The sequence below is a fragment of the Pontibacter rufus genome, assembly GCF_015694705.1.
GTDB lineage: Bacteria > Bacteroidota > Bacteroidia > Cytophagales > Hymenobacteraceae > Pontibacter > Pontibacter rufus.
This window is the reverse complement of sequence record NZ_JADQDR010000013.1, coordinates 43,094-64,863: the sequence shown is the minus strand read 5'-3', so window position 1 is coordinate 64,863 and position 21,770 is coordinate 43,094. Positions and strand designations below refer to the sequence as shown.

Below are 21,770 nucleotides of genomic sequence, written 5' to 3'. Positions count from 1 at the left end.
GGTTAATTAACGCCGCTGCATCGCACAAACCCTACAAAATAGTATAAGTGCGGCCCGCTTTCCCCCTCATATATACCTCGCTCACAGCTACTCCCTGACAAAGCGGCTGGTAATCCGCTGCCCGTTTTCATCCAGCAACATCAGCATGTATATTCCGCGTTGCAGGCCGCTTACATCAACTACCTGCCGCCCCATGTTGCCAGACAATGCTTGCTGTAATACCTGCCGGCCTTTTGCGTCTACCACCATTGCCAGCCGCTGCTGGCTTTGTCCTTCCCAGGCAATGTTCAGCAGTTCTGAGGTGACGGTTGGATATACTTTTACGATGTTTCTGCCAGGGGCCCTGGTAACAGCTACAACGGCTGAGTAAGTATAGGTGCCATCTTCATCCACTTGCTTTAGCCTGTAGTAAGCAGTACCGGTTACCGGCTCTTCATCCAGAAAAGTATAATTGTTGCGGAGCGACGTAGTTCCGTTTCCCTGTACGCGGCCTATACTTTTAAATCCGCTCTCCTCCGTGCCCCGTTCCACCAGAAAGAAATCATTTTGTTCTTCGGAAGCGGTTTGCCACGCTATCTTCACCGCATCGCCCGATGATTCGGCTGTAAATTCAACAAGTTCTACCGGCAGCACATCAGGGCTGTTTATACTCCAGGCCAGGCTAAATTCGTCGATCGCCAGTCCGTGGTCAGCTTCCAGTTCGTCGGCATCCCTCCAGCGTAGCATCACATAAGCACCGTCAGGTATACTCACAGGGATAGAAGCCGACACAAGCCGTCTGTTTTCGGCAGCGTTGCCATTAAGGGCGCCTCCTGTTGTTTTAAATTTAGGGCCTTTAAAGTTGAGATCAGGATAAGCCGTCCAGTTCTTGTCGGAGCCCGGCGACAGGTCAAAAGCAGCAGCGTCGGTGCTGATGGCGTAGTAAAAAGCAATCTGGTGCTCACCGGCTGTGCTGTTAGAGATGCGCCACTGCTCGCCGTAAAAGCTAATATCAAGTTGCTGGATAGTGTCGCCTGTGTTGTTCTGCAGCAACAAACCGTAGGCAAACTCTCCTGCCTTCAGAGAACTGATGGAGCCCAGCGCACGATCTGCAGCACCGGACGAACCATAGCTATACAGGCCGCCCGTATTGCTGTTGCCTGCATTGGCTGTTAATGTGCTGCTGGGTATAGTCCGCTGCACGTACCAGCCGGGCATGTAAGCAGTACCATCCTCCCAGGCTGCTGTGCCGGACGATGGCAATACATTAAAATCCTGTGCGTAGGTTGTTTTATACTTACTCATACTTACCTGCGCAGTTGCCATGTTCGCAACCATAAGTATAGCCATACAAAAACAGGCAGAGCACATCTGCACCGAAGAAGTAAAATTTGTTTTCATGTATAAGTCGGGCTTGGTATCTACCTTTAAGAATAGCATTAACACTACTTAATCTTGGATAGATATCAGAACAAACTTAAGGTATAGCAACAAAGTTCAATTTATTCTTTAAATTCATTAAAATCAGAACAAAGCGTCCGCCATACTCTGAGCGATACTTTAAAAAGCAATCCGGGTGGAGGGGCTACACGGAAGCAAGGCACTTTTTATTTGCGATGGAAACTATCGAAAACAAAAAACCGGCTCCTGATATAGGAGCCGGTTCTGTATTGTAAGAAAGATGTGTTTTATACTTAGTAAGCGCGGCCTACTTTATTTTCCATAAAGTTCATGAAGGCGCGGTTTACTACGCCCGTGCCGCCCGGTGTGGGGTAGTTGCCGGTAAAATACCAGTCGCCTTTGTGGTTGGGGCAGGCCAGGTGCAAATCTTCTATGGTCTGGTAAATAACTTCGACCTCGGCATTTACCTCCGGCGCTTTTACAATTTCCGCTACTTTGTCGGCTAGCTCGTAATGGGTGAACATGTCGTAGAGTTCCTGCACAAAGTTGGTTTGCTGAAAGGCAGGTGTGCCCACGGCAGCCATACATTTATCGTAAACATCATCTATCTTGTTAGACAGGCCTCTGTCGCTTAATAAGCCTAGTAGCGCCCTGAATGCCACAAATTCCTTCATTCTCGACATATCAATGCCATAGCAGTCGGGGTAGCGGATTTGGGGAGCACAGGAAACGATAATGATTTTTTTCGGCTCCAGCTTGTCCAGCATCTTGATGATGCTTTTTTCCAGCGTGGTGCCACGTACGATAGAGTCGTCCAGCACGACTACTGTATCCACGCCTTTCTTCACTACTTCGTAGGTGGTATCGTATACGTGCGTCACCAAGTCGTCGCGGTGGTCGTTATCGGTGATAAACGTACGCAGTTTCGCATCTTTAATGACGAGCTTTTCGGCCCGCGGCTTAAACTGCAGGATTTCATCCAGTTCCTCTTCAGTCAGGTTCTGGTTAAGTATGGCCTGCTTGCGGTATTTACGCAAATATTGTTCTATACCTTTCATCATACCCAGCCACGAACTTTCAGCCGTATTGGGGATATAAGAGAAAACGGTGTCCTTCAGGTTATAGTCGATTGCTTCCAGAATCTGGGGGCACAGCAGTTTGCCCATGTTTTTGCGCTCCTCATAAATCTCCGGGTCGTTGCCCCTGGAGAAGTAGATGCGCTCAAAGCTGCAGGAAAGTTTTTCACGCGGCTCCACCACCTCTTTCATCGACGGGTTGCCGGCTTTGTCCACTATCAGCGCATGGCCGGGGGTAATTTCCTTTATCTGGCTGTAGTCAATATCAAAAGCTGTTTTGATAGCTGGTTTTTCAGAAGCAATTACCACCACTTCGTCGTCCACATAATAATAGGCCGGGCGGATGCCATTCGGATCGCGCACCACAAAGGAAGCGCCGTAGCCGGTGAGACCCGCCATGGCGTAGCCGCCGTCAAAATCCTTGCAGGCGCGTTTCAGCACGCGTTGCAAATCGAGGTTTTCCTCAATGAGGGAGGTTATTTCTACATTCGTATGATCGTGTTTGTAGTATCCGAACAAGGCTTGGTTCTCTTCATCCAGGAAGTGGCCTATCTTTTCCAGCACCGTAGTGGTGTCGGTTTTATGTTTCGGATGCTGGCCCAACTCCACCAGTTTCTGGAACTGCTCGTCCACATTGGTCATGTTGAAGTTACCGGCCACGGCCAGGCTGCGGCTGCGCCAGTTGTTCTCGCGCACCATGGGGTGGCAATTGTCTACGCTGTTGACACCGTGTGTGCCGTAGCGCAGGTGGCCCAGGTATACATCACCCAAAAAAGGCATGTTGTTCCAAATCCAGTTTATGTCCTGCGCCTCCTCCGGGTTGTTTTGCTTCAGGTGCTGGTATTCTTTGCCAATTTTACCGAAGATGCTGTCAATGGCGCGCGTTTTCACGGAGCGGAAGCGGCTGATGTACTCCATACCCGGGCCGGCATTTATCTTGATACTGGCCACGCCAGCCCCGTCCTGCCCGCGGTTGTGCTGCTTCTGCATGAGCAGGAACAGCTTGTTAATGCCATACATGGGGGTGCCATACTTCTCGGCATAATAACTGATTGGTTTGCGGAGCCTGATTAAGGCAATACCACATTCGTGCTTTATTGAATCGCTCATGTATGTTTTATAGTGTCTGCGTCAGTAATTGTTCTATCCAGGTCAGCAGCAGGTCAGGTTTAAAAAACAGAACCAGCAGTGCCAGGGCGAACAGTCCCAGCAGCAGTTTATCCGACAATGAAATAACTAATTTTTCGTCAGTTTGATTCCCTTTAAAGAAAAGGTAGAACGGTATTTTGATATAATAAAACAACGCCACGCCTGTCAGCAGAATCCCGGTCACCAGCAATGCCAGCAGCAGGCTGTTTTGTGTTAACGTATACGCCTCCCATACATTGCTAAAGATAAGCAGTTTGCCCACAAAACCGGCCAGCGGCGGCAGCCCCGTGAGTGAGAGCAAGTATAGCAGTGCCAGCACGCCCAGGTATGGATACAGGCGGCCAAGCCCGGAGAAATCCGCCAGCTTTTCTACCTTGAAAGCATCTTCGGCGATTTGCAGAAACAGGAAAATGCCGAAGTTCATAAACAGCAGCACCGTCAGGTAAAAAAGTATACTTGAAGTATAATCTGTGCCGAAAGCAAGCAAACCTGTCAGCAAAAAGCCGGCGTGCGACACGGAAGAATACGCCATCAGGCGGCGCGGCGTCTGTTGCCAGAGTGCCGTAAAATTACCAACAGCCAAGGTAGCCAGGGCCGCAATGCCGAGAAAAAGCTGCACATCCCGGAACGCCAGCGCATCCGTAAACGGAGCGACAAAGCGGAGGATAACTACGATGCCGGCCATTTTGGGACCGGTAGAGAACAGCGCTACTACCGGCATGGGCGCACCCTGGTATACATCGGGCGCCCAGAAATGAAAGGGCACCGCGGAAATTTTGAAGAAAAAGCCGGCAAACACCAGTATGGCCGCTACCGTTACCAACAGCGTGTCTGCCCGCAGCAAAGCCAGCGCAAAGCCCTCCGATGTATAATGCAGGGAGCCGGTCAATCCGTAGAAAAACGACATACCGTACAGCATCACACCCGCCGACAGCGTTCCGTACAGCACATACTTCAGGCCGGCTTCTACAGCGCGTTTTTCTTCTTTTAGAGTGAGCGTGAGGATGTAGGAGGCAATGGACACGGTTTCAATCGCCAGGAAAACCATCAGTAAATTTACCGACTTGGCCATCAGGTTGAGGCCCAGCACCAGCATCAGGATAAGCGCGTAATACTCGCCACGCCCCTGTCTCAGATTTTCCAGCGCTTTGTTCTGCAGCGAGAGCAGCACTGTAAAAATGCCGGCCGCACTGAAAAGGACTCCGGCGTAACGTGCCAGCCCGTCAGAAAGCAGCATGTCCAGAAAGGATTCTTTACCGGAAGAATAGCCGCCATAAACTTGTATCAGCAATGCGGCAAATAAGCCCGTAAGCGCCAGCCAGGGCAGCAGCTGTTTTATACTTCGGGATTTGAAAAGGTCCAAAGTAACGAGCAGCAGGAAGAAAAACGCCAACAGCAACTCAGGCAGCAGCACGCCTGCCCCCGCTTTGATGGTGCTGATGGTGTCGGATAAGTATGCTGCCTGTTCGTTCACTTAATGTTTACGCAAGTATAAATTTCAGCTTTTTAGGAGCTATCGCTGCTTCAGATTTATTTTGCCTGAATCAGGTAATGGCTATCCGCTTCTACTATTATCTATCTTATCAAAGAAGACAACACCAACTCCAGTTGTTCCTGCCCGTTTTGTAAGGTCAGCTGTGTCATACCTGTCACCGCTACACTGATTTTATCCAGTAACAGGTTTGGTAAAATACCAAATAACAGCGCCAGCACCGCCAGCGGCGCCAGCATCAGGTACTCCCGAAAGTTTAGGTCGGTGATAGTGGCTTTGGCGCGCAGCTCCGGGAAAATCCAGTATTTGCCGAAGAACATGCGCTGCAGCGCCCACAGGTAATAAGCGGCCGACAACAACAAACCAAATACCGCCACCACTGTCAGCCAGCGCGGCAGCATACCCGTGGCTTCCGGCGCGCTGAAGCCGCCCAGGAGTACCAGCAACTCCGAGATAAAACCGGAGAAACCCGGCAACCCCAGCGAGGCGAAAAAAGCAATTATCACAAAGGTGGTATAAGCCGGCATTACTTTGGCCAGCCCCCTGAAATTCTGTATCGCGCGGTCGTGCGCCCGGTCGTAAATCACGCCGACTACCAGGAAGAGCATGGCGGAAATGATGCCGTGGCTGAACATCATATACACCGCGCCGTTTACGCCTTCGGTGGTAAGCGAAGCCAGGCCCAGCAGCACAAAACCCATGTGCGACACCGAAGAGTAGGCAACAAGCTTTTTGAGGTCGTTCATCGCCAGCGCATTCAGGGCACCATAGATGATGGACAGCACGCCCAGGCCGCCTACAAGTATAGAAAAGTAAGCGCCTGCATCCGGGAAAATGGGGTATACTATACGAATCAGGCCGTAGCCGCCCACTTTTAGAAGTATAGCCGCCAGCAAAACCGAAACCGGTGTGGGTGCCTCTACGTGCGCGTCCGGCAGCCAGGTATGCACAGGCACCGAAGGCACTTTGATGGCAAATCCGGCAAACAACAGCAGGAATGCAATAAACCGTATCGGCAAATACCACAGTTCCACCCCCGACAGCACATGCAGCAGGCTGCCCGGTATAAAGTTGGCAGGCTCCATCATCGCCGGAATACTGAAGGTGCGCACCATATCGGCACTGCTAACCATGTTCTGCTGCAACATTTGCTGCACCTGTAAAATGGCGTTCGGCGCCGCAGTTCCTCCTGCGCCTATCAATCCTAACTGCACCGCCGTGGCCTGCGGGTCAATCACGGAAGTATAAAGCCCAATCATCACAATCAGGATAAACAGGGACCCGACCAAGGTATAAATGAAGAATTTAATGGCAGCATACTCGCGTTTCGGGCCGCCCCACAGACCGATAAGGAAGTACATGGGCAGCAGCATGAACTCGAAAAAGAGATAGAACAGGAAGAAATCGAGTGCCAGAAAGCAACCTGTAACGCTGGTGAGCAGCAGCAGGTAGAGCAGAAAATAACCCTTTACGTTTTTGGTAATGGTCCACGAGGAGATAACGCCGATAACGCCAATAATGCCGGTAAGCAGCACCATGCTGATGCTGATGCCGTCCACACCCACAAAATAATCTATCTGGAAACGACCCAATGTGCCGAGCGAAAAGCCAATCCAGTGCAGCTTCTCCACAAACTGGTAACCCTGCTGACCGTTGGCAAAAGCGCTGCCATCAAACCGGAAGTATAAAAGTATAGCCAGCACCATCTGCACCAGCGTACCCAGCAGCGTAACCGCCTTGATTGCCTTCTGCCGGCGCACCGGCAGCAACAGCACAACGAGCGCGGCCAGCAAAGGCGTAAAAATAAGGCTGCTAAGTATAAAGTTCATCTATTTTTCAGACGTTAGTATCCGGACGCCAGGCGCCGGACTTTTGTCGTTGCTTGTTAAATGGCTGTATGATTTAAATCCCGCTGTTTCGGATTACAAACCAGAAAGTGCAGGGGAGGCATTAGCCATAATCAGCACCTTTTCAAATTTCCACATTTTCAAATTCCCAAATCCTCAGCGCGAAATTAATCATCAAAACAGGACAATGTATAGTATAATCAAAATAAATCCGAAAAGCGAGTAGGCGTAGTACGACTGCACTTTGCCATTCTGTAAATTCCGGCCGAGCCCGCCCACGAGTTTCGACAGCGCGGCTACGAGCCATACAAGGCCATCTACCACCAGCCTGTCGAACCAGCTTACTATTTTGGCAAACACGACCAGCAGCTTGCTGCCGAAATTCAGGGTATAATCTATCACCCGTTTGTCTATGCGGTACACGCTTCTGGCAAGCAGCAATACCGGCTTTATAAAGGCGACGGTATAAATACTGTTCAGATAGAACTGATGGTAAGACAGCCTGGCGAAAGCTCCTTCCGGCTCCTGCCGCCACAACGCCTCCTGCGGTTTGTTTTTATACTTGCTGATGGCGAAGCTTATACCTGCCACGCCCAGCAGTGTAGAAAATACGCCGAAAACAATATGCAAGGTATGATTGGCTTCGCCCTGCGCCAACACCGCCTGTACCAGGTTATCGGCCAGCAAAGTATACTTTGTGCCCGGTGCCTCTAAGCTGATGCCCTGCAGAAACCAGCTGCCGCTGATGCTGAGCGGATTCAGCGAAAAGAAAATCCCCAGCGAAAGTATAGCCAGCAAAATGACCGGCAGCGCCATAACGTTTTCGATTTCCTTTTTAGCAGACAACCGCAATTCCCGCACCTCAAAAGAAGCCCGGAAGCTGCCGAAGAAGATGAACCACATGTGGCGGGCCATGTAAAAAGCCGTGAGCAACACCACTGCAAACCCAATAACCGGCACGACAAAGTATAGCAGATTGCCTCCCCTGCTCATGGTTTGCGCCCAGGCCCAGCTACCCGAAAGAATTGCATCTTTGGATAGAAAGCCCGAAAACAGCGGCAAACCCACCAGCGCGGCGGTGGTCAGCAGGTACGTGTAAAAGGTAAGTGGTAAGATTTTGCGTAAGCCGCCCATGTTGCGGATGTCCTGCGGGTCGAGGTGCGTGAACGGGTGCGAACGGTGCAGCCCGCGGTGCATGGCGTGGATGATGATACCGGCATTGAGGAAAAGCGCCGCCTTGAAGAAAGCATGCGTGGTGAGGTGAAAGATGGACGCACTGTAAGCGCCCGTGCCCATGCCCATGACCATATAACCCAATTGCGAGATGGTCGAGAACGCCAGCACCGCCTTAATATCGTATTGCGTCAGCGCAACTATCGCCCCGACCAAAGCCGTAATGGCCCCGATAAAGGCAATTACGGTAAGCGCATCTACCGTAAAAAAGGCGTAGCAGCGTGCCAGCAGGTATACACCGGCCGCTACCATGGTGGCCGCATGTATGAGCGAGGAAACCGGCGTGGGGCCCTGCATGGCATCGGGCAGCCATACTTGCAGCGGAAACTGCGCCGACTTGCCCACACAGCCCATAAAAAGCCCCAGCCCCGCCAGCGTCAGCAGCAGCGGACTCAGTTCCAGCAGCCACGGCTGGCCGTTTAAAGTATAGCCAAGTATAAATCCGTTGCCGGTCCAGTGTCCAGCGGTAACAAGCGTGCGCAGCGCCTCCAGGTCGAAGGTGCGGAAGCAGGTATAAAAGGCAAACAGCCCAAGCAGCAAACCAATGTCTCCTACCCTGTTCAGCAGAAAAGCCTTTTTGCTGGCCGCCGTTGCTGCCGGGCGCTCAAACCAGAAGCCGATAAGCAGGTAGGACGAAAAGCCCACCAGTTCCCAGAACATGAACAGCAGCAGCAGGTTATCGACCAGCACAATGCCCAGCATGCTGAACGTAAACAGCCCAAGGTACGCAAAATAGCGGCTGTAGCCTTTGTCGCCATGCATGTAGCCCACCGAGAACAGCTGCACCAGCGTGGAGATGAAGGTAACCAGCACCAGCATCAGCACCGTCAGGTTGTCGATAAGGATGCCTGCCGTAAAATTGGCCGTGAATACAGCAGGAAGGCTAAACCAGGTGATGCGGGTATGAAAAGTAGCTGTGTTCCAGGTTTGGACAAACAGCCAGACAGACAAGGCAAAGGTGATGGCCGAAATACTGATGCCCAGCCAGCCGCCCTGGCCCGGCAACCGCCTCCCGAAGAAAAACAGCACGGCAAAAGCCAGCAGCGGCAGCAACAGCACCGCCAGCGCGGTAGTGGTTTGGGGCGTGCCAGCAAGCGGCTCTAAAAGTGCGGAAAGCTCCAAATTCTGTTTTGTCGTTTCGGGTTGTGGTTGTCCGGCTACAGTGTTGTGCTGTAACGGCGGCCAAAGTTAAGTATAAAGGACTAGGATTTATAAGATTTAAGGATGAATAGGATTATTATGCCAGTTATTACCCAGTTATTGAATCCTATAATCACTAAATCTTATAAATCCTAGTCTTAAATCCTAGTTGTTCTCTTTGCTTACTATCTCGTTCAGGTTGGCGGTTCTGAAATACTGGTACACACGCAGCACGATGGCCAGCGCCACGGCAGCTTCGGCGGCAGCTACCACCATCACGAAAAGCGAAAAAAGCTGGCCCTGCAGCAGCGAAGGGTCGTGGCGGCTAAACGCGACGAGGTTGAGGTTGGCGGCATTAAAAATCAGCTCAATGCCCATCAGCACCACCACCGCGTGGCGTTTGGTGATGACGGCCAATATGCCGAGGCTGAACAGCACGGCGCTCAAAATAAGGATATGCTCCAGCGGAATCTGCATCATACTTATACTTTGGGTTTATCGGTGGCGATGTAGGCGGCGCCAATCAGGGCGATGAGCAGCAGCAGCGATGCAAGCTCAAACGGCACCACAAAATCTGTCATCAGTTTGATGCCTACACGTTGCACCGTACTTTTCTGCTGGCCCAGCACATCGGTTCCGGCAGCCTGCAGCCACGGCAACGCGCTGATGTTAGCGTTCAAAATCGTATAGCTTAGCCCGACAAGTATAAACCCGGTCACCACAACGCCCCATACTTTGTTCACGCTCTCCGACAATACCGATTTGTCGTGTACCCGGCTGCTGAGCATGATGCCGAAAAGTATGAGCACCAGCACACCGCCCACGTATACCATCAGCTGCGTTACGGCCACAAAATCAGCGTACAGCAGCACGTAAATACCGGCCACACTCAGCAATGTTACCAGCAGCGAAAAGCCCGCATACAGCAGGTTGCGCGTCAGTACCATGTAAGCAGCCGAAAGTATAGCCAGTGTAGCGAAAAGGTAGAAAAGCATGGGTTTGGTTCTTTGAATTGATACTTGTCAATCAGCGCTGTAGCTATGATTTTGCAAAAACATTAATCATTTATCACTTACGTGAAGCGATTACAAAAATACCTATTACGCCGGCAAAGACAACAACAAAGCCTCCGAAGAAAAGGACAGAAGACAAGGGTTGCTGTTTTACCGCCTCGTACCCATACCAGGACATCACGCCGCCCATCAGTACAACAAACAGGAAGAATAAAATTTTTGCTACTTTCATATCTATAAAGCCTTCCTCAACTATTTAACTGTTAACGTTTAAGCCTGCTTCCGCGCTGCGAGGGCAGCCGCTTTGGCCGCGGCCATTTCTTCCTGCTGCCTGGCCAGTAGCTGCTTCTTTTCTTCAGCTTCTTCTGGCGTGAGATCGGTGAAGTGGTAAATCATGTTTTTGATGTTTACTTCCGCGAAATCATATACGGGCGTCATCGTCAGGCAGTCGGTGGGGCACACGGTGGTGCAAAGGCCGCAATAACAGCATTTGGCCATGTCGATGTCAAAAACCGGGGCAAAAAGCCGCTTTTTGGTGCCGTCTGAGGTAGCGCCGATTTCTTCGGTCGCCTTTACTGATTCGATGGTGATGCAGTTAACGGGGCATACTTTGGCGCACAAATCGCAGACAATGCAGTCGTCTATTTCGTTGTGCAGGCGGTAGCGGCCGTTGTCGGGCACGGGCAGCGCCTCGTACGGGTACTTCAGCGTTACAAGTCCGTCGGGCTGGCTGAAGTAATTCTTATCGGATACATACTCCGGCGTGCGGCGGCTTCTGGCGTTGCGGAAATGCCGCCACGTCAGGCGCAAGCCGCTCAACAGCGACTGCACTGATTCCCGAAACCCGCTTTTATGTTTAATTGCTTTTTCCATTTCAAATTTCCCTGCCGCAAGTTTAGCGAAGCGTAACTTGTGGCACTGCATAAAGCAAGTTTTCAACTTGCGAAATCATACTTTATACTATAGCTACGCAAGTTGAAAACTTGCTGCCAAGTATAACCACAAGTTACGCTTCGCTAAACTTGCGGTATGATTATTTTTAACTCTCTAACTAATTTCATACCATCAGCAGCCGCCAGATGCCGGCCAGCAAAACCACGCCCAACGCCACCGGTGTTAGCACTTTCCAGCACAGGTGCATGAGTTGGTCTACACGCAGGCGCGGGTACGTCCAGCGGATTTGCAACTGCAGAAACAGCAACACAAACGTTTTGCTCAGCAGCCAGAACGCGCCCCATAGTATACCTGACAGTTCTCCCACAGTGCCGCTCGTCCAGTAAGCCAGGCTGACAGGGCCGATGTTCGGGAGCGGCGTGTTCCAGCTTCCCAGGAAAAGGACTACCGCTACCAGGCTCACGAGCACCATCATACTATACTCGGCCAGAAAGAGCACGGCAAACCGGAAGCCCGAATATTCCACATGAAAGCCCGCCACCAGCTCCGATTCTGCCTCCGGAATGTCAAAAGGCGCACGGTTGCTCTCGGCCAGCGAGGCGATAAAGTATAGCACAAAGCTCACCAGCAGCATAGGCGCCCGGAAAATGTTCCAGGTCAGTATGCCGCCAATTGTGGTGGTATTGATGCCCAGTTCCCGGATGCCGAACAGCCAGTTCATATCATACTCCAAACCCGGAAACTGGTTGATGAGTGCCCCCTGCTGGTAGCTTATTTCCTGGAAATCCAGCGACTGGCAGACCATCACGGCCGAAAGTATGGCCAGTCCCGCCGGAATTTCATAAGAAACAATCTGCGCTACCGAGCGCATGGCCCCCAGCATGGCATACTTGTTATTAGAGCCCCAGCCTGCCATCAGCAAGCCTACCACATCCAGCGAAATAATGGCTAATAAATAAAATACGCCAATGCCAATACCGGCCGGCACCAATGCGGGCGCAAAAGGTATCACCGCGAAACCCGCGAACACAGCGGCAAAAATGAGGATGGGCGCCAGCTTAAAAAGCTTTTTATCGGCGGCGGCAGGCACAATATCTTCTTTCTGCAGCAGTTTCAGCACATCCAGCACCGACTGCAGCGAGCCGTACGGCCCAGCCTCCGTCGGCCCCAGGCGGTCCTGCATAAAAGCTGCCACTTTCCGCTCTGCATACGCCAGCACGATGACTATCCCCAGCAAAAGCACAAGTGTGAGCACAAAAGCAAGCATACGCGGTTGTTTGTTTTAAGCAAAGATAAGGGTTTAATCTGAAGATTTGGGATGAGCAGATTGGTTAATGTGCTGCTGTTTTAATGTGCTATTGTGGCAGTATAGTTGTAAACCGGATTTTCGGCCCCTCAGGATACCCCGGGCCTCACAGTATCTACAAAGTCACGGGCCGGAAACCCGCGCCAGCGGCATCACTTCCTATTCGTAACTTATAATTCGCACAGCGCACACCTACTCCCACAGCGGATAATGCTTCAGGCGTACCTGGCGTTTAAAGAAGATACGGGTGCTTTCCTCGAAAGAGCGGGTAAAGTCGGAAACGTAGAACTGATGGTCGCCTTTCCGCTTTTCGGCGGCCAAATCGTGTTGCTCCAGGAACGCTTTTACGTGTGCAGCTACTATCTGGCTGGCATCCAGCACATCTACTTTGCCTTCGTAAAACTGCTCTATCTGCTTTTTGATAAGCGGGTAATGCGTGCAACCCAGTATAAGGCCCTCAATATCGTTCAGCTCTGCGTTAGAGAGATAAGCATGGATGACGCTTTCGGAGATGGAATCGTTAAAAAAGCCTTCCTCTATCATGTCGGCCAGCAAGGGCGTGGCAAGCGATTTCAGCGTAATTTTTACATCCAGGTCGTCTATCTTCTTCTTGTATACATTGGAATTTACGGTTTGCTTGGTGCCAATCAGGCCGATGGTTTTGCCGGGGTAAGTATGGCCGATGTACGCAACGGTGGGGTCAATCACGTTCAGCACTTTGGCCTTGCTGCCTACATATTCGCGCACCAGTTCATAGGCAGCCGCTGAGGCTGAGTTGCAGGCAATCAGAATCAGTTTGCATTGCTGCTTAATCAGCAGGTCGCATATTTTTATGGCGTAGGATTGTATGGCTGCTGTAGATTTATCGCCATAAGGCAGGTGAGCGGTGTCGCCAAAGTATAGCAGGCGCTCGTTTGGCAATACATTAATAATTGCCTGCGCCACCGTAAGGCCGCCGATGCCGCTGTCAAAAATGCCGACAGGCCGTTGTTTCAGTTCATTTACCATCAGAAGCGAAATTATATAAAAAGCAAATAACCCGCTACAGACTTACAAATTATATCCGTTCACTAGTATTTTCAGCCTGGTTGAATTTTCAGGCACATCAAAAAGTTAAGCTTTTAAGTGCTATCCCCATGCTTTATATATTTGCTATTATTATAGTTTAAAAATTTGTTTGTTTTAAACTATATAAGTATATTTAAATACACTAAATACGGGCTGCGGCTCTAAAAACAGACACCTCGTCGGGTACATCCCTGTAACTCCTTTCATCCAGGCCAGCTTTCATTTGTTATTTTATTTTTAACCGGTCCGTCAATGCAAACTGCTATACCTTCTCCTATCCTGCTGAAGCGTTCCACGCTATACGGCAGCCTGACAAACCGGTTTGTCGCCTTCCTGGTTGATACAACGCTGCTCTTTTTCTGGTATACTATCCTTTTATACGCTATGGCCAAAAAGCCTGAGCACCTGTATACCTGGAAGGATTTATGGCAGGAAAATAACCTTAACCTGCTGAACATGATCCTGATCGGCAAAACGCTGTTTTTTAACCTTTATTTTCCGGTATTGCACTGGCTATACTATACCCTGCTGGAGGCTTCGCCCAAACAAGCTACTATCGGCAAATTTACCCTGGGGCTGGAAGTAACAGATGTGCGGGGCAACCGCATTGGCCTGGCACAAGCCAACCTGCGTTACTTTTCTAAATTTGCCTCTGCGCTGCCCCTGTGCCTTGGTTTTCTGCTGATTCTGAATACCCGCCGCAAACAGATGCTGCACGACTACATAGCGCAAACAGTGGTTACAACCAAGTAAGTATTTACCACCGGAGCAAGTACTTCCCTCCGAAAAATCAGTATAAAAAATTGCACCTTTTTTGTTACGCCTCTTAAAACCATCTCGTATAAAAGCCTGGAAATTAACCACAAAGGAGACAAATATATGAGATTCATTCCAACCCGTTTTCACGGCATATTAGACTATATCGTGGGAATCATTTTTGTGATAGCCCCCTGGGTATTTGATTTTGCAGACAGCTCTGCTGCTACCTGGACCATGGTGATTGCAGGTATAATAGTACTGGTACAGGCAGTCTGCACCAACTATGAACCCGGCATTATCAAAAAGATACCCATGACATCGCACCTGATGATGGACTTCGGCCTTGGCGTCATTTTGGCCCTGACACCCTGGATGTTTAATTTTGCCGATGAGGTATATGTTCCGCATGTAGTAGGCGGCATCTTCTCTATTCTGGCATCATTAACCACACACCGCGTACCCAGCACCTCTTACCGCACTGTACATCCGCAGCACGACAGGGTAAGGCCCTAGTTTAGCTGAAGCGCTTTTCCGGTAAAATAAAAGAGGCAGGCCAAATGGCCTGCCTCTTTTATTTTACCGTGTGGCTTACGCGCAGAATAGCTAAATTTGCGCCATGAATTATTTATCAGCAGAAAATATTTCCAAAAGTTTTGGCGAGCGGTGGCTTTTCAAGAACCTGAACTTCGGCATAAGCCAGGGTCAGCGTGTGGCTTTGGTGGGCGTAAACGGCTCGGGCAAAACAACCTTGCTTAACGTACTGTCGGGCAAGCTGCCGCCCGATGAGGGCAGCGTGAGCGTCCGCAAAGGTATAAGCATCGGCTACTTAGGTCAGAACCCGGAAATGGACGAAGAACTGACAGTGCAACAAACTATTTTTTCGGGCCAAAGCGAGGTGGTGGAACTGGTGCGCGCGTATGAGGCAGCCCTCGAAAACCTGGACACCAGCGCCAATCACATGCAGCAGTTGATGGAGCGCATGGAAGAATTGCAGGCCTGGGACTTTGAGGTGAAGGTAAAGCAAATCCTCTCCAAGCTCGGCATCCATAACCTCGACAATAAAATAAAACACCTCTCCGGCGGTCAGCGCAAGCGTGTGGCCATGGCGCGCGTGCTCATAGAAGAGCCCTCCATGCTGATACTGGACGAGCCGACCAACCACCTGGACCTGGACACCATTGAGTGGCTGGAAGGTTTGCTGGGTACGCAGAATACCACGCTGCTGATGGTAACGCACGACCGTTATTTCCTGGACAGGGTGGCCAACGAAATTGCAGAACTCGACAATGGCGAGATTTATACTTACAAAGGCAACTACAGCTATTTTATTGAGAAAAAAGCTGCGCGCGAAGAAATGGATGCCGCCGAAACCGAGAAGGCACGCAACCTGATGCGCAAAGAGCTGGACTGGATCCGGCGACAGCCCAAGGCGCGCGGCACCAAAGCCAAGTATAGGGTGGATGCCTTTGAGGAACTGAAGGAAAAAGCAGCAAAAAAAGTAAGCGGTCCGGCACTGGAGCTATCGGTAAAGACGACGCGACAGGGTGGAAAAATCATTGAGGTGGATCATCTTTCCAAATCGTTTGGCGACAAAAAAATTGTGGCTGACTTTACCTATGTTTTCAAGAAGAAAGACCGCATCGGCATTGTGGGCCCGAATGGCACCGGCAAGTCCACCTTCCTGAACATGCTGACAGGGCAACTGCAACCGGACACGGGCACCATTGATGCCGGTCAAACTACTGTGTTTGGCTACTATACCCAGGGAGAACTCACGTTTAAGGACGACCAGCGGGTTATCGATATTGTAAAAGAGATTGCCGAGGTAGTGGAAATGGCCAATGGCGAGGTGATTACCGCCAGCCAGTTTCTGCAGCACTTCCAGTTTGCGCCGGCACAGCAGTATACGTTTGTGAGCAAGCTGAGCGGGGGCGAAAAGCGCCGTTTGCAACTGCTGCGCGTGCTCATCAAAAATCCGAACTTCCTGATTCTGGATGAGCCGACCAACGACCTCGACATCATCACGCTCAACATCCTAGAGGATTTCCTGCTCAACTTTGGCGGCTGCCTCCTCATCGTGAGCCACGACCGCTATTTTATGGATCGGCTGGTAGAGCACCTGTTTGTGTTTGAGGGCGAGGGCAAAATACGCAACTTCCCCGGCAACTACAGCGAGTACCGCACCTGGCAGAAAGAACAGGAGCAGGAAGAAGCCGCACGCATCGCCGCAGCACCCGCTATCGAAAAAAAGCAGGAACAATCATCAGACAAACGCAAAGCTACTTATGCCGAGAAAAAAGAGTATGAGCAGCTGGAAGAAGAAATCTCGCAGCTGGAAACCCGTAAAACCACGCTCATAGATACCATGAACGCTGGTGGCACCTCTGATCATGAGCAGCTGGCGGCCTGGGCCATAGAGTTGAAAAGTATAAACCAGCAACTTGAAGAAAAGGAATTTCGCTGGCTGGAACTGGCAGAATTGATGTAGCAACTTATTATTAAGTATAAAGGCAGCCCCCGGGCTGCCTTTATACTTACCGCTATATTTATACTTAGCTCACGTTCAAAATCAGTTATTCGCTATTCCACTTCTTCTAATCCCTTTACTACCACATAGCTTTTCTGATTCTGCTGCCCTATCCGCACAATAGCAGTGCGAAAAGCCTTGGGGTTGTTAATTGTCTCATAAAAATCATCCAGATAAGACAGGGTTTGCTTGAGGTACTTCTTATCCAGCAATGTGCAGCCTGTGTATACTCTATATATATCTGCCTGGTGTATGTTAAAGAAATTAATTACCTCCCTGTAAGTTTTATCCGGAAAATGGTAGCCCCGGTATAACCGCTGCCGCACAGTCCTGATGCCCAGTTCGGGAGGCGGTACCGCATAAGGTGCCGCTACTATGCCGGCATAGTCGTAATCGTATGGAACAGCAACAGGTATCATGGCGGTGTCCGCAGCTATAACCTTTATGTTGTGCCGGTATGGCACCGACCAGTCGGTGTTGCCAATCAAGTACTGGAACAGCGCCAGTTTCGCCATGGCATACGCATCCGTTTGATCCATTCTGATTACGTGCGCATCAGGTACTATCTTCGCCTGGAGCCGCTTAGCCATTTCTTTATCATCTTCGATCAGGAAAGCATACCGGGTTTCCGGCTTTCGCTTGCCCTCCATATCCACATACTCTACCTGGCACAACCTGACCCGGAAGCTCTTCTCGTTTACAATATTATACACCTTATACACCAGGTACTCCCGTATTACATACTCGTCGCCGATGCAGTGGGTAACCAGTTTCAACTTGTTTACCTTTTCGAATACAGTATGGGGAGTGGTTTTCCGGGAAAAATTAAGCATTAGGGGCGGAAATTTACAGACAGCGGGGTCGCGGCGGCGGTTTCCGCGGACCATAACCTTCAGGTCTACCTGTACGGGCGTGCCGGCTGTATCTGTGTAAGTGAGCGTGGCTTTATGATATACGCGCATCTCTTCCCGGTCTTTCTGCAATTCCTGATAATTGAAAGTGAGCTTAAAGCGGAGAACCTCTTCGTCAGTGAATAGCGCATTTTCTTCTGCAGGAGTTGGTAGCGGCTGAGAATAAAGTATAGCAGGTTGCGGCCATGCCTGTATCTGAGGGCAGCAGGCTATAATCAAATAAACAATACAGGATATAACACGTTGCATTGCTCCTGCCACTTTCCCTTTCGACATCTCTCAAAATTTAAGGTTGCGTTTAATCAGTTTCAGCGCCAAAACTAAACCTGCCGGAAGGCAGCAGATTCTTACGGGAGAGGTATGTTAAGCCTAAATAGTATTTGAAATCACTTAAAGGGCCGGTATCCGAAGCACTTCTGTGGCAGCGCACATCATTGTCAGGCTGGTTCCCGTCGGTTTATGTCCGTTTTCACAAACTGTTTGCAACAGGAGCGCTGTACCGGCTTTGTGCTACAGGTTCAGTTCTTTCAGCCTTTTCTTCGGAAACAAATCCGGAATAACATGGCCTTGTGCCTGCTCGAAGTTAAAACCCAGCAGCCAGGCTATGGTAGGCGCAATATCAACCAGCGTATACTGCGTTGCCACCATCCTGCCTTTTTTAAAATCCGGCCCCAGGGCTAGCAGGCTTATATGCTGGCAGCCTGCACAGTTATCGCCATGTTCTATCCAGCCGCCATCAATGCCATCCAGATGCCGGCCATGATCATTGGTAACCAGCAAAGTAGTGTTGTTCTTATAGTTCTTATTTTTTCTCAGAAAGTCCCAAAGCTGTTTTACGTACCTGTCGTCTCTGGAAATACCCTTGAGATAGTAGTCCCAGTTGCCTGCGTGGGCATAGCCATCCGGCTCCATAAAATTAATCAGTACTAGGTTAGGCTTGTCTCTGGTTAAAATCTGCTTCGCAACTGCCAGCGTCAGCGAATCTGCCCGGTAGCCGCTTCCAGGACCGTTTACACCGCAATTCTGCGAAGGCAGATATTTGTTCTGCCAGTCGGGGTGCAGGGTGTTGCCCAGTATGTTCAGTTTATCCTTGCTGGTAATAATCCAGGCGGCTGTGGCAGGCTTGCCGGTGCTTTTAAGCCAGTGCTGGAAGATAGAAGGATTGGCCGGCAGTTCGTTGCCGTTGTTATCTATAGGCTGGTTGATGCCTGTGGTGATGGCCGTGTGCCCCGCGTTCGTATAGGTATAAGCATCATTCAGAAAATTACTGAAAAAAACTCCTTTCGGCCGCATCCGTGCCGACATTGCAGGAATATAGCCCGGCACATTGCCCCATGTTTCAGAATACCGCGGCCCGTCTATTACCACAATAATTACATTTTTGGTACGGAAAGGCTTGGGTTTGGCAGCAAAACTGCTGAACGAAGCCAGCAGCAGAAGTATACCGGAAAGAACGAAGGTATAGAATTGCTGATAAGTATACCTTGTCAGCAATTGTTGTTTAGCTGGAGAATAACAGAAACGTATAGCCATTGCCTTTTACGGAAAGCTGCATTATGCCTATAGTATACGAGGTTTAAACAGGAACAGCAATATTATTACCTACTGAAAATCAATTAAATACAAGTATACTTTACATCAGCTGTGCCAGCTATAAAGCGGCTGCAGAAGCCTGCCGGAAAGGGTAAGTATGGAAAAGCATACCCGGACCATGCTGCCCGGGCGCTTTATACTTCTATCTTATACTTCCTTTGGCAGAGATGTTTAGTTTGTCAGCTCGTGCACTATCTGGAAACCGAGTTTGTGTGGCCTTGTCAGGTGGGTGTTTTCCAGTTTTTGTTTGAGGGTAATACGCTCTATTTCGCTTATGTCCTGTCCCATCAGGTCGTTGTTTACGGCAGCAATCATCGCGCTTTCCACAATAACACGGAGCGTCTTGTCAGTTATCTCGTTGCGGGCAATGTCGGAGGCCTGCTCGAAGGACAAGTCCAGCTGCCTGACGCCCTCAATACAGAAATGATTCTCGATGTTAACCAGCATCCGCCCTACCAGGTAACCTGGGTCATCGAGGCGGTTATACTTGATGGTATCAGCCATAAAATTATAAGCCATAATGTGGCCAAAGAAGCGGCGGCGGAAATCTTCCTGCACATACACACTCTGCATAATTTCAGAATCATCCGGAAAAGTGATGATGTTGGAGTGCATGACAAACACCAGTAAATCGCCGGAAAATTTTACGTGAAATTCGTGCTCATTCAGGTTCCGGTATTCTATCAGCACTTCTGCATCCTGCTTTGTTACGCGCTCCGTCAGCTCGGCCACCAACGCCTGCGAGATCTCTTTCATGCGGTTAAAAGTCTGTTGCGTGTTGCGGTAGATGGTCTGCTTGGTTTTCGACTTCTGGTGAAGCCCGTTTATAATGTCATCTAATCTATCTTCCATAACCTGTTTACAAAGTGTAGTGAGTCCTCAGATTACCTATTTTACCTAATTGCGCTATACTTTGTTCAGCTGGGCACATGGTTGTTATAGCCGGGCGGTGAGGTCAGGGAGGCAGGCTGCTGATTATTCAGCTTAAAAGCTACCTGCCGCACGCCGGGCTTGGCAGAAGCACTGTACAGCAGCATACTTTGCGCCGCAGGCAGCTCAAAAACTTCGGCCACAGTGTTTACAGCACCGGCGGGTACGTGCTGCCGGTAAAGCGCCTCCAGCAAAGGCTCCCGATTCTGAAGGGCTATCAGTTGCCGCAGTTGCTCGTTTACTTCCGCACGGTGCTGCACGCGGTTGTGGTTACTGCTATACTTTGCATCATCGGCCAGCGCTGGTGCACCCAGCACCCCGCATAGCCGCCGGAACTGCCGGTCATCACCAATGGCCAGCACCAACTGCTTTTGGTCTTTAGAGGTATATACGCTGCCATAAGGCACAATATTGGGATGCCCGGAGCCCATACGTTGCGGATTATGGCCGGCCACCAGGTAATTGGTCGCCTGGTTTGCCAGCGCCGAAACCGCAGCCTCCAGCAATGATACCTGTACCAGTTGCCCCTTTCCGGTACGCTCCCGCTGCAGCAGCGCCACCAGCAGTCCCTCCTTCAGTTGGTGCGCCGTTAGTACATCTATCAGGGCTACCGGCATTTTGGTGGGCGGCCCGTCCGCCTGCCCGTTCAGGTACATAAAGCCGCTCTCGGCCTGCACCACCGCATCGTACCCGGCCCGCGCATCGTCAGGACCATACCCGGTAATGTGGCCATAAATCAGGCGCGGATTTATACTTTGCAGCGTTGCATAATCGACTCTCAGCTTTTCAGCATCACCGGGCTTGTAACTGGCAACAACAAGGTCGGCTTTGGCAGCTAAAGTGTAAAACTGCTCCAGGTGCTGCTGTTGTGTGAGATCCAGCGCCAGCGAGCTTTTACCCCAGTTTACGGCCGAAAAGTAGGCGGGCACATCTGTGGTGGCGTCTTCTGTTTTAAGTTTCCAGGTGCGGGTTACGTCGCCTTTGGTGGCCGCATTCTCCACTTTGATGACGCGGGCTCCCAGTTCAGCGAAAAACTGCCCTACACTTGGCCCGGCCAGCACACTGGCCAGTTCCAGCACCAGTAAATCTTTAAACACAGGTTCTGCCATACTTTATATTTATACTTAAATCCACCTTGATCCCTCCAGAGAGGGGAATTAAGGTAGTTTCATAAAAGTCCTAAGGTTATTTCTCCTGAACAAAAATGCCGCAAACTTATAGGCTTACGGCGCTTTTTATACTTTGATGGCTTTATAAGTACAAACTAGTACCTAGTCAATTTAATTATTAGATTCTCCAAACTATACTGTTTCCTTCAACTTTACAGCAATTCTTTAGCTTTTCGCCTCGCCGGCTAGGCCTTACTTTTCTCCTTGATGAGAAAAAGAGAGGGCCCCTACCCCCGTAAGCAAAAGAATCAAGACCCTCCAAACTCGCTGAACGCTCGAACAG

Annotated in this window: 18 protein-coding genes; 3 read left to right on the top strand and 15 right to left on the bottom strand. The window is 50.3% G+C overall.

Going from position 1 to position 21,770, the window contains the following annotated elements; genetic code table 11:
- Positions 1-87 precede the first annotated feature (87 nt).
- The 11 genes from I2I11_RS18865 to murI form a co-directional block, all read right to left on the bottom strand.
- Positions 88-1,380, bottom strand: a complete 1,293-nt coding sequence (locus I2I11_RS18865; RefSeq protein WP_196269306.1) for a T9SS type A sorting domain-containing protein — start codon at positions 1,378-1,380, stop codon at positions 88-90.
- Between the two features lie 293 nt (positions 1,381-1,673).
- Complete coding sequence (locus I2I11_RS18860; RefSeq protein WP_196269305.1) at positions 1,674-3,566, bottom strand: amidophosphoribosyltransferase; 1,893 nt, start codon at positions 3,564-3,566, stop codon at positions 1,674-1,676.
- 7 nt (positions 3,567-3,573) lie between these two features.
- On the bottom strand, positions 3,574-5,079 hold the full coding sequence (locus tag I2I11_RS18855) for an NADH-quinone oxidoreductase subunit N (protein ID WP_196269304.1): 1,506 nt from the start codon (positions 5,077-5,079) through the stop codon (positions 3,574-3,576).
- A 101-nt stretch (positions 5,080-5,180) separates the two neighbouring features.
- The gene (locus I2I11_RS18850; protein ID WP_196269303.1) at positions 5,181-6,926 is read right to left on the bottom strand and encodes a complex I subunit 4 family protein; all 1,746 of its coding nucleotides are present in this window, start codon (positions 6,924-6,926) and stop codon (positions 5,181-5,183) included.
- 192 nt (positions 6,927-7,118) lie between these two features.
- Entirely contained in the window at positions 7,119-9,299 is a 2,181-nt protein-coding gene (gene nuoL / locus I2I11_RS18845; RefSeq protein ID WP_196269302.1) for an NADH-quinone oxidoreductase subunit L, read from the bottom strand.
- A gap of 183 nt (positions 9,300-9,482) precedes the next feature.
- Positions 9,483-9,797, bottom strand: a complete 315-nt coding sequence (gene nuoK, locus I2I11_RS18840; RefSeq protein WP_196269301.1) for an NADH-quinone oxidoreductase subunit NuoK — start codon at positions 9,795-9,797, stop codon at positions 9,483-9,485.
- Between the two features lie 2 nt (positions 9,798-9,799).
- The gene (locus tag I2I11_RS18835; RefSeq protein WP_196269300.1) at positions 9,800-10,312 is read right to left on the bottom strand and encodes an NADH-quinone oxidoreductase subunit J family protein; all 513 of its coding nucleotides are present in this window, start codon (positions 10,310-10,312) and stop codon (positions 9,800-9,802) included.
- Positions 10,313-10,385: 73 nt separating this feature from the next.
- The gene (locus I2I11_RS18830) at positions 10,386-10,562 is read right to left on the bottom strand and encodes a hypothetical protein (protein ID WP_196269299.1); all 177 of its coding nucleotides are present in this window, start codon (positions 10,560-10,562) and stop codon (positions 10,386-10,388) included.
- Between the two features lie 38 nt (positions 10,563-10,600).
- Positions 10,601-11,203 (bottom strand): NuoI/complex I 23 kDa subunit family protein, encoded by a 603-nt coding sequence (locus tag I2I11_RS18825; protein WP_196269298.1) that lies wholly within the window; start codon positions 11,201-11,203, stop codon positions 10,601-10,603.
- A 184-nt stretch (positions 11,204-11,387) separates the two neighbouring features.
- On the bottom strand, positions 11,388-12,491 hold the full coding sequence (locus I2I11_RS18820; protein ID WP_196269297.1) for a complex I subunit 1/NuoH family protein: 1,104 nt from the start codon (positions 12,489-12,491) through the stop codon (positions 11,388-11,390).
- A gap of 231 nt (positions 12,492-12,722) precedes the next feature.
- Positions 12,723-13,538, bottom strand: a complete 816-nt coding sequence (murI, locus tag I2I11_RS18815) for a glutamate racemase (RefSeq protein ID WP_196269296.1) — start codon at positions 13,536-13,538, stop codon at positions 12,723-12,725.
- 312 nt (positions 13,539-13,850) lie between these two features.
- Between murI and I2I11_RS18810 the strand changes: the two genes are divergently transcribed.
- The 3 genes from I2I11_RS18810 to I2I11_RS18800 all read left to right on the top strand — a co-directional run bounded on the left by I2I11_RS18810 (position 13,851) and on the right by I2I11_RS18800 (position 16,845).
- Positions 13,851-14,351: an RDD family protein gene (locus I2I11_RS18810; RefSeq protein ID WP_196269295.1), complete on the top strand. Its 501-nt coding sequence runs from the start codon at positions 13,851-13,853 to the stop codon at positions 14,349-14,351.
- 126 nt (positions 14,352-14,477) lie between these two features.
- The gene (locus I2I11_RS18805; protein ID WP_196269294.1) at positions 14,478-14,870 is read left to right on the top strand and encodes an SPW repeat protein; all 393 of its coding nucleotides are present in this window, start codon (positions 14,478-14,480) and stop codon (positions 14,868-14,870) included.
- A 103-nt stretch (positions 14,871-14,973) separates the two neighbouring features.
- Positions 14,974-16,845 carry an ABC-F family ATP-binding cassette domain-containing protein gene (locus I2I11_RS18800; protein ID WP_196269293.1) on the top strand — a complete coding sequence of 624 codons (1,872 nt, stop codon included), beginning with the start codon at positions 14,974-14,976 and terminating at the stop codon, positions 16,843-16,845.
- Between the two features lie 92 nt (positions 16,846-16,937).
- Here I2I11_RS18800 and I2I11_RS18795 read toward each other — a convergent pair whose 3' ends face one another.
- From I2I11_RS18795 to I2I11_RS18780, 4 genes are all read right to left on the bottom strand, one after another.
- Positions 16,938-18,071 carry a hypothetical protein gene (locus I2I11_RS18795; RefSeq protein ID WP_230680419.1) on the bottom strand — a complete coding sequence of 378 codons (1,134 nt, stop codon included), beginning with the start codon at positions 18,069-18,071 and terminating at the stop codon, positions 16,938-16,940.
- 234 nt (positions 18,072-18,305) lie between these two features.
- Positions 18,306-19,328 carry a sulfatase-like hydrolase/transferase gene (locus I2I11_RS18790; RefSeq protein ID WP_196269292.1) on the bottom strand — a complete coding sequence of 341 codons (1,023 nt, stop codon included), beginning with the start codon at positions 19,326-19,328 and terminating at the stop codon, positions 18,306-18,308.
- Positions 19,329-19,559: 231 nt separating this feature from the next.
- Complete coding sequence (locus I2I11_RS18785) at positions 19,560-20,240, bottom strand: hypothetical protein (protein ID WP_196269291.1); 681 nt, start codon at positions 20,238-20,240, stop codon at positions 19,560-19,562.
- Between the two features lie 65 nt (positions 20,241-20,305).
- A complete protein-coding gene (locus I2I11_RS18780) occupies positions 20,306-21,427 on the bottom strand; it encodes a CaiB/BaiF CoA transferase family protein (protein ID WP_196269290.1) in 1,122 nt (373 codons plus the stop codon).
- Between the last annotated feature and the right edge of the window lie 343 nt (positions 21,428-21,770).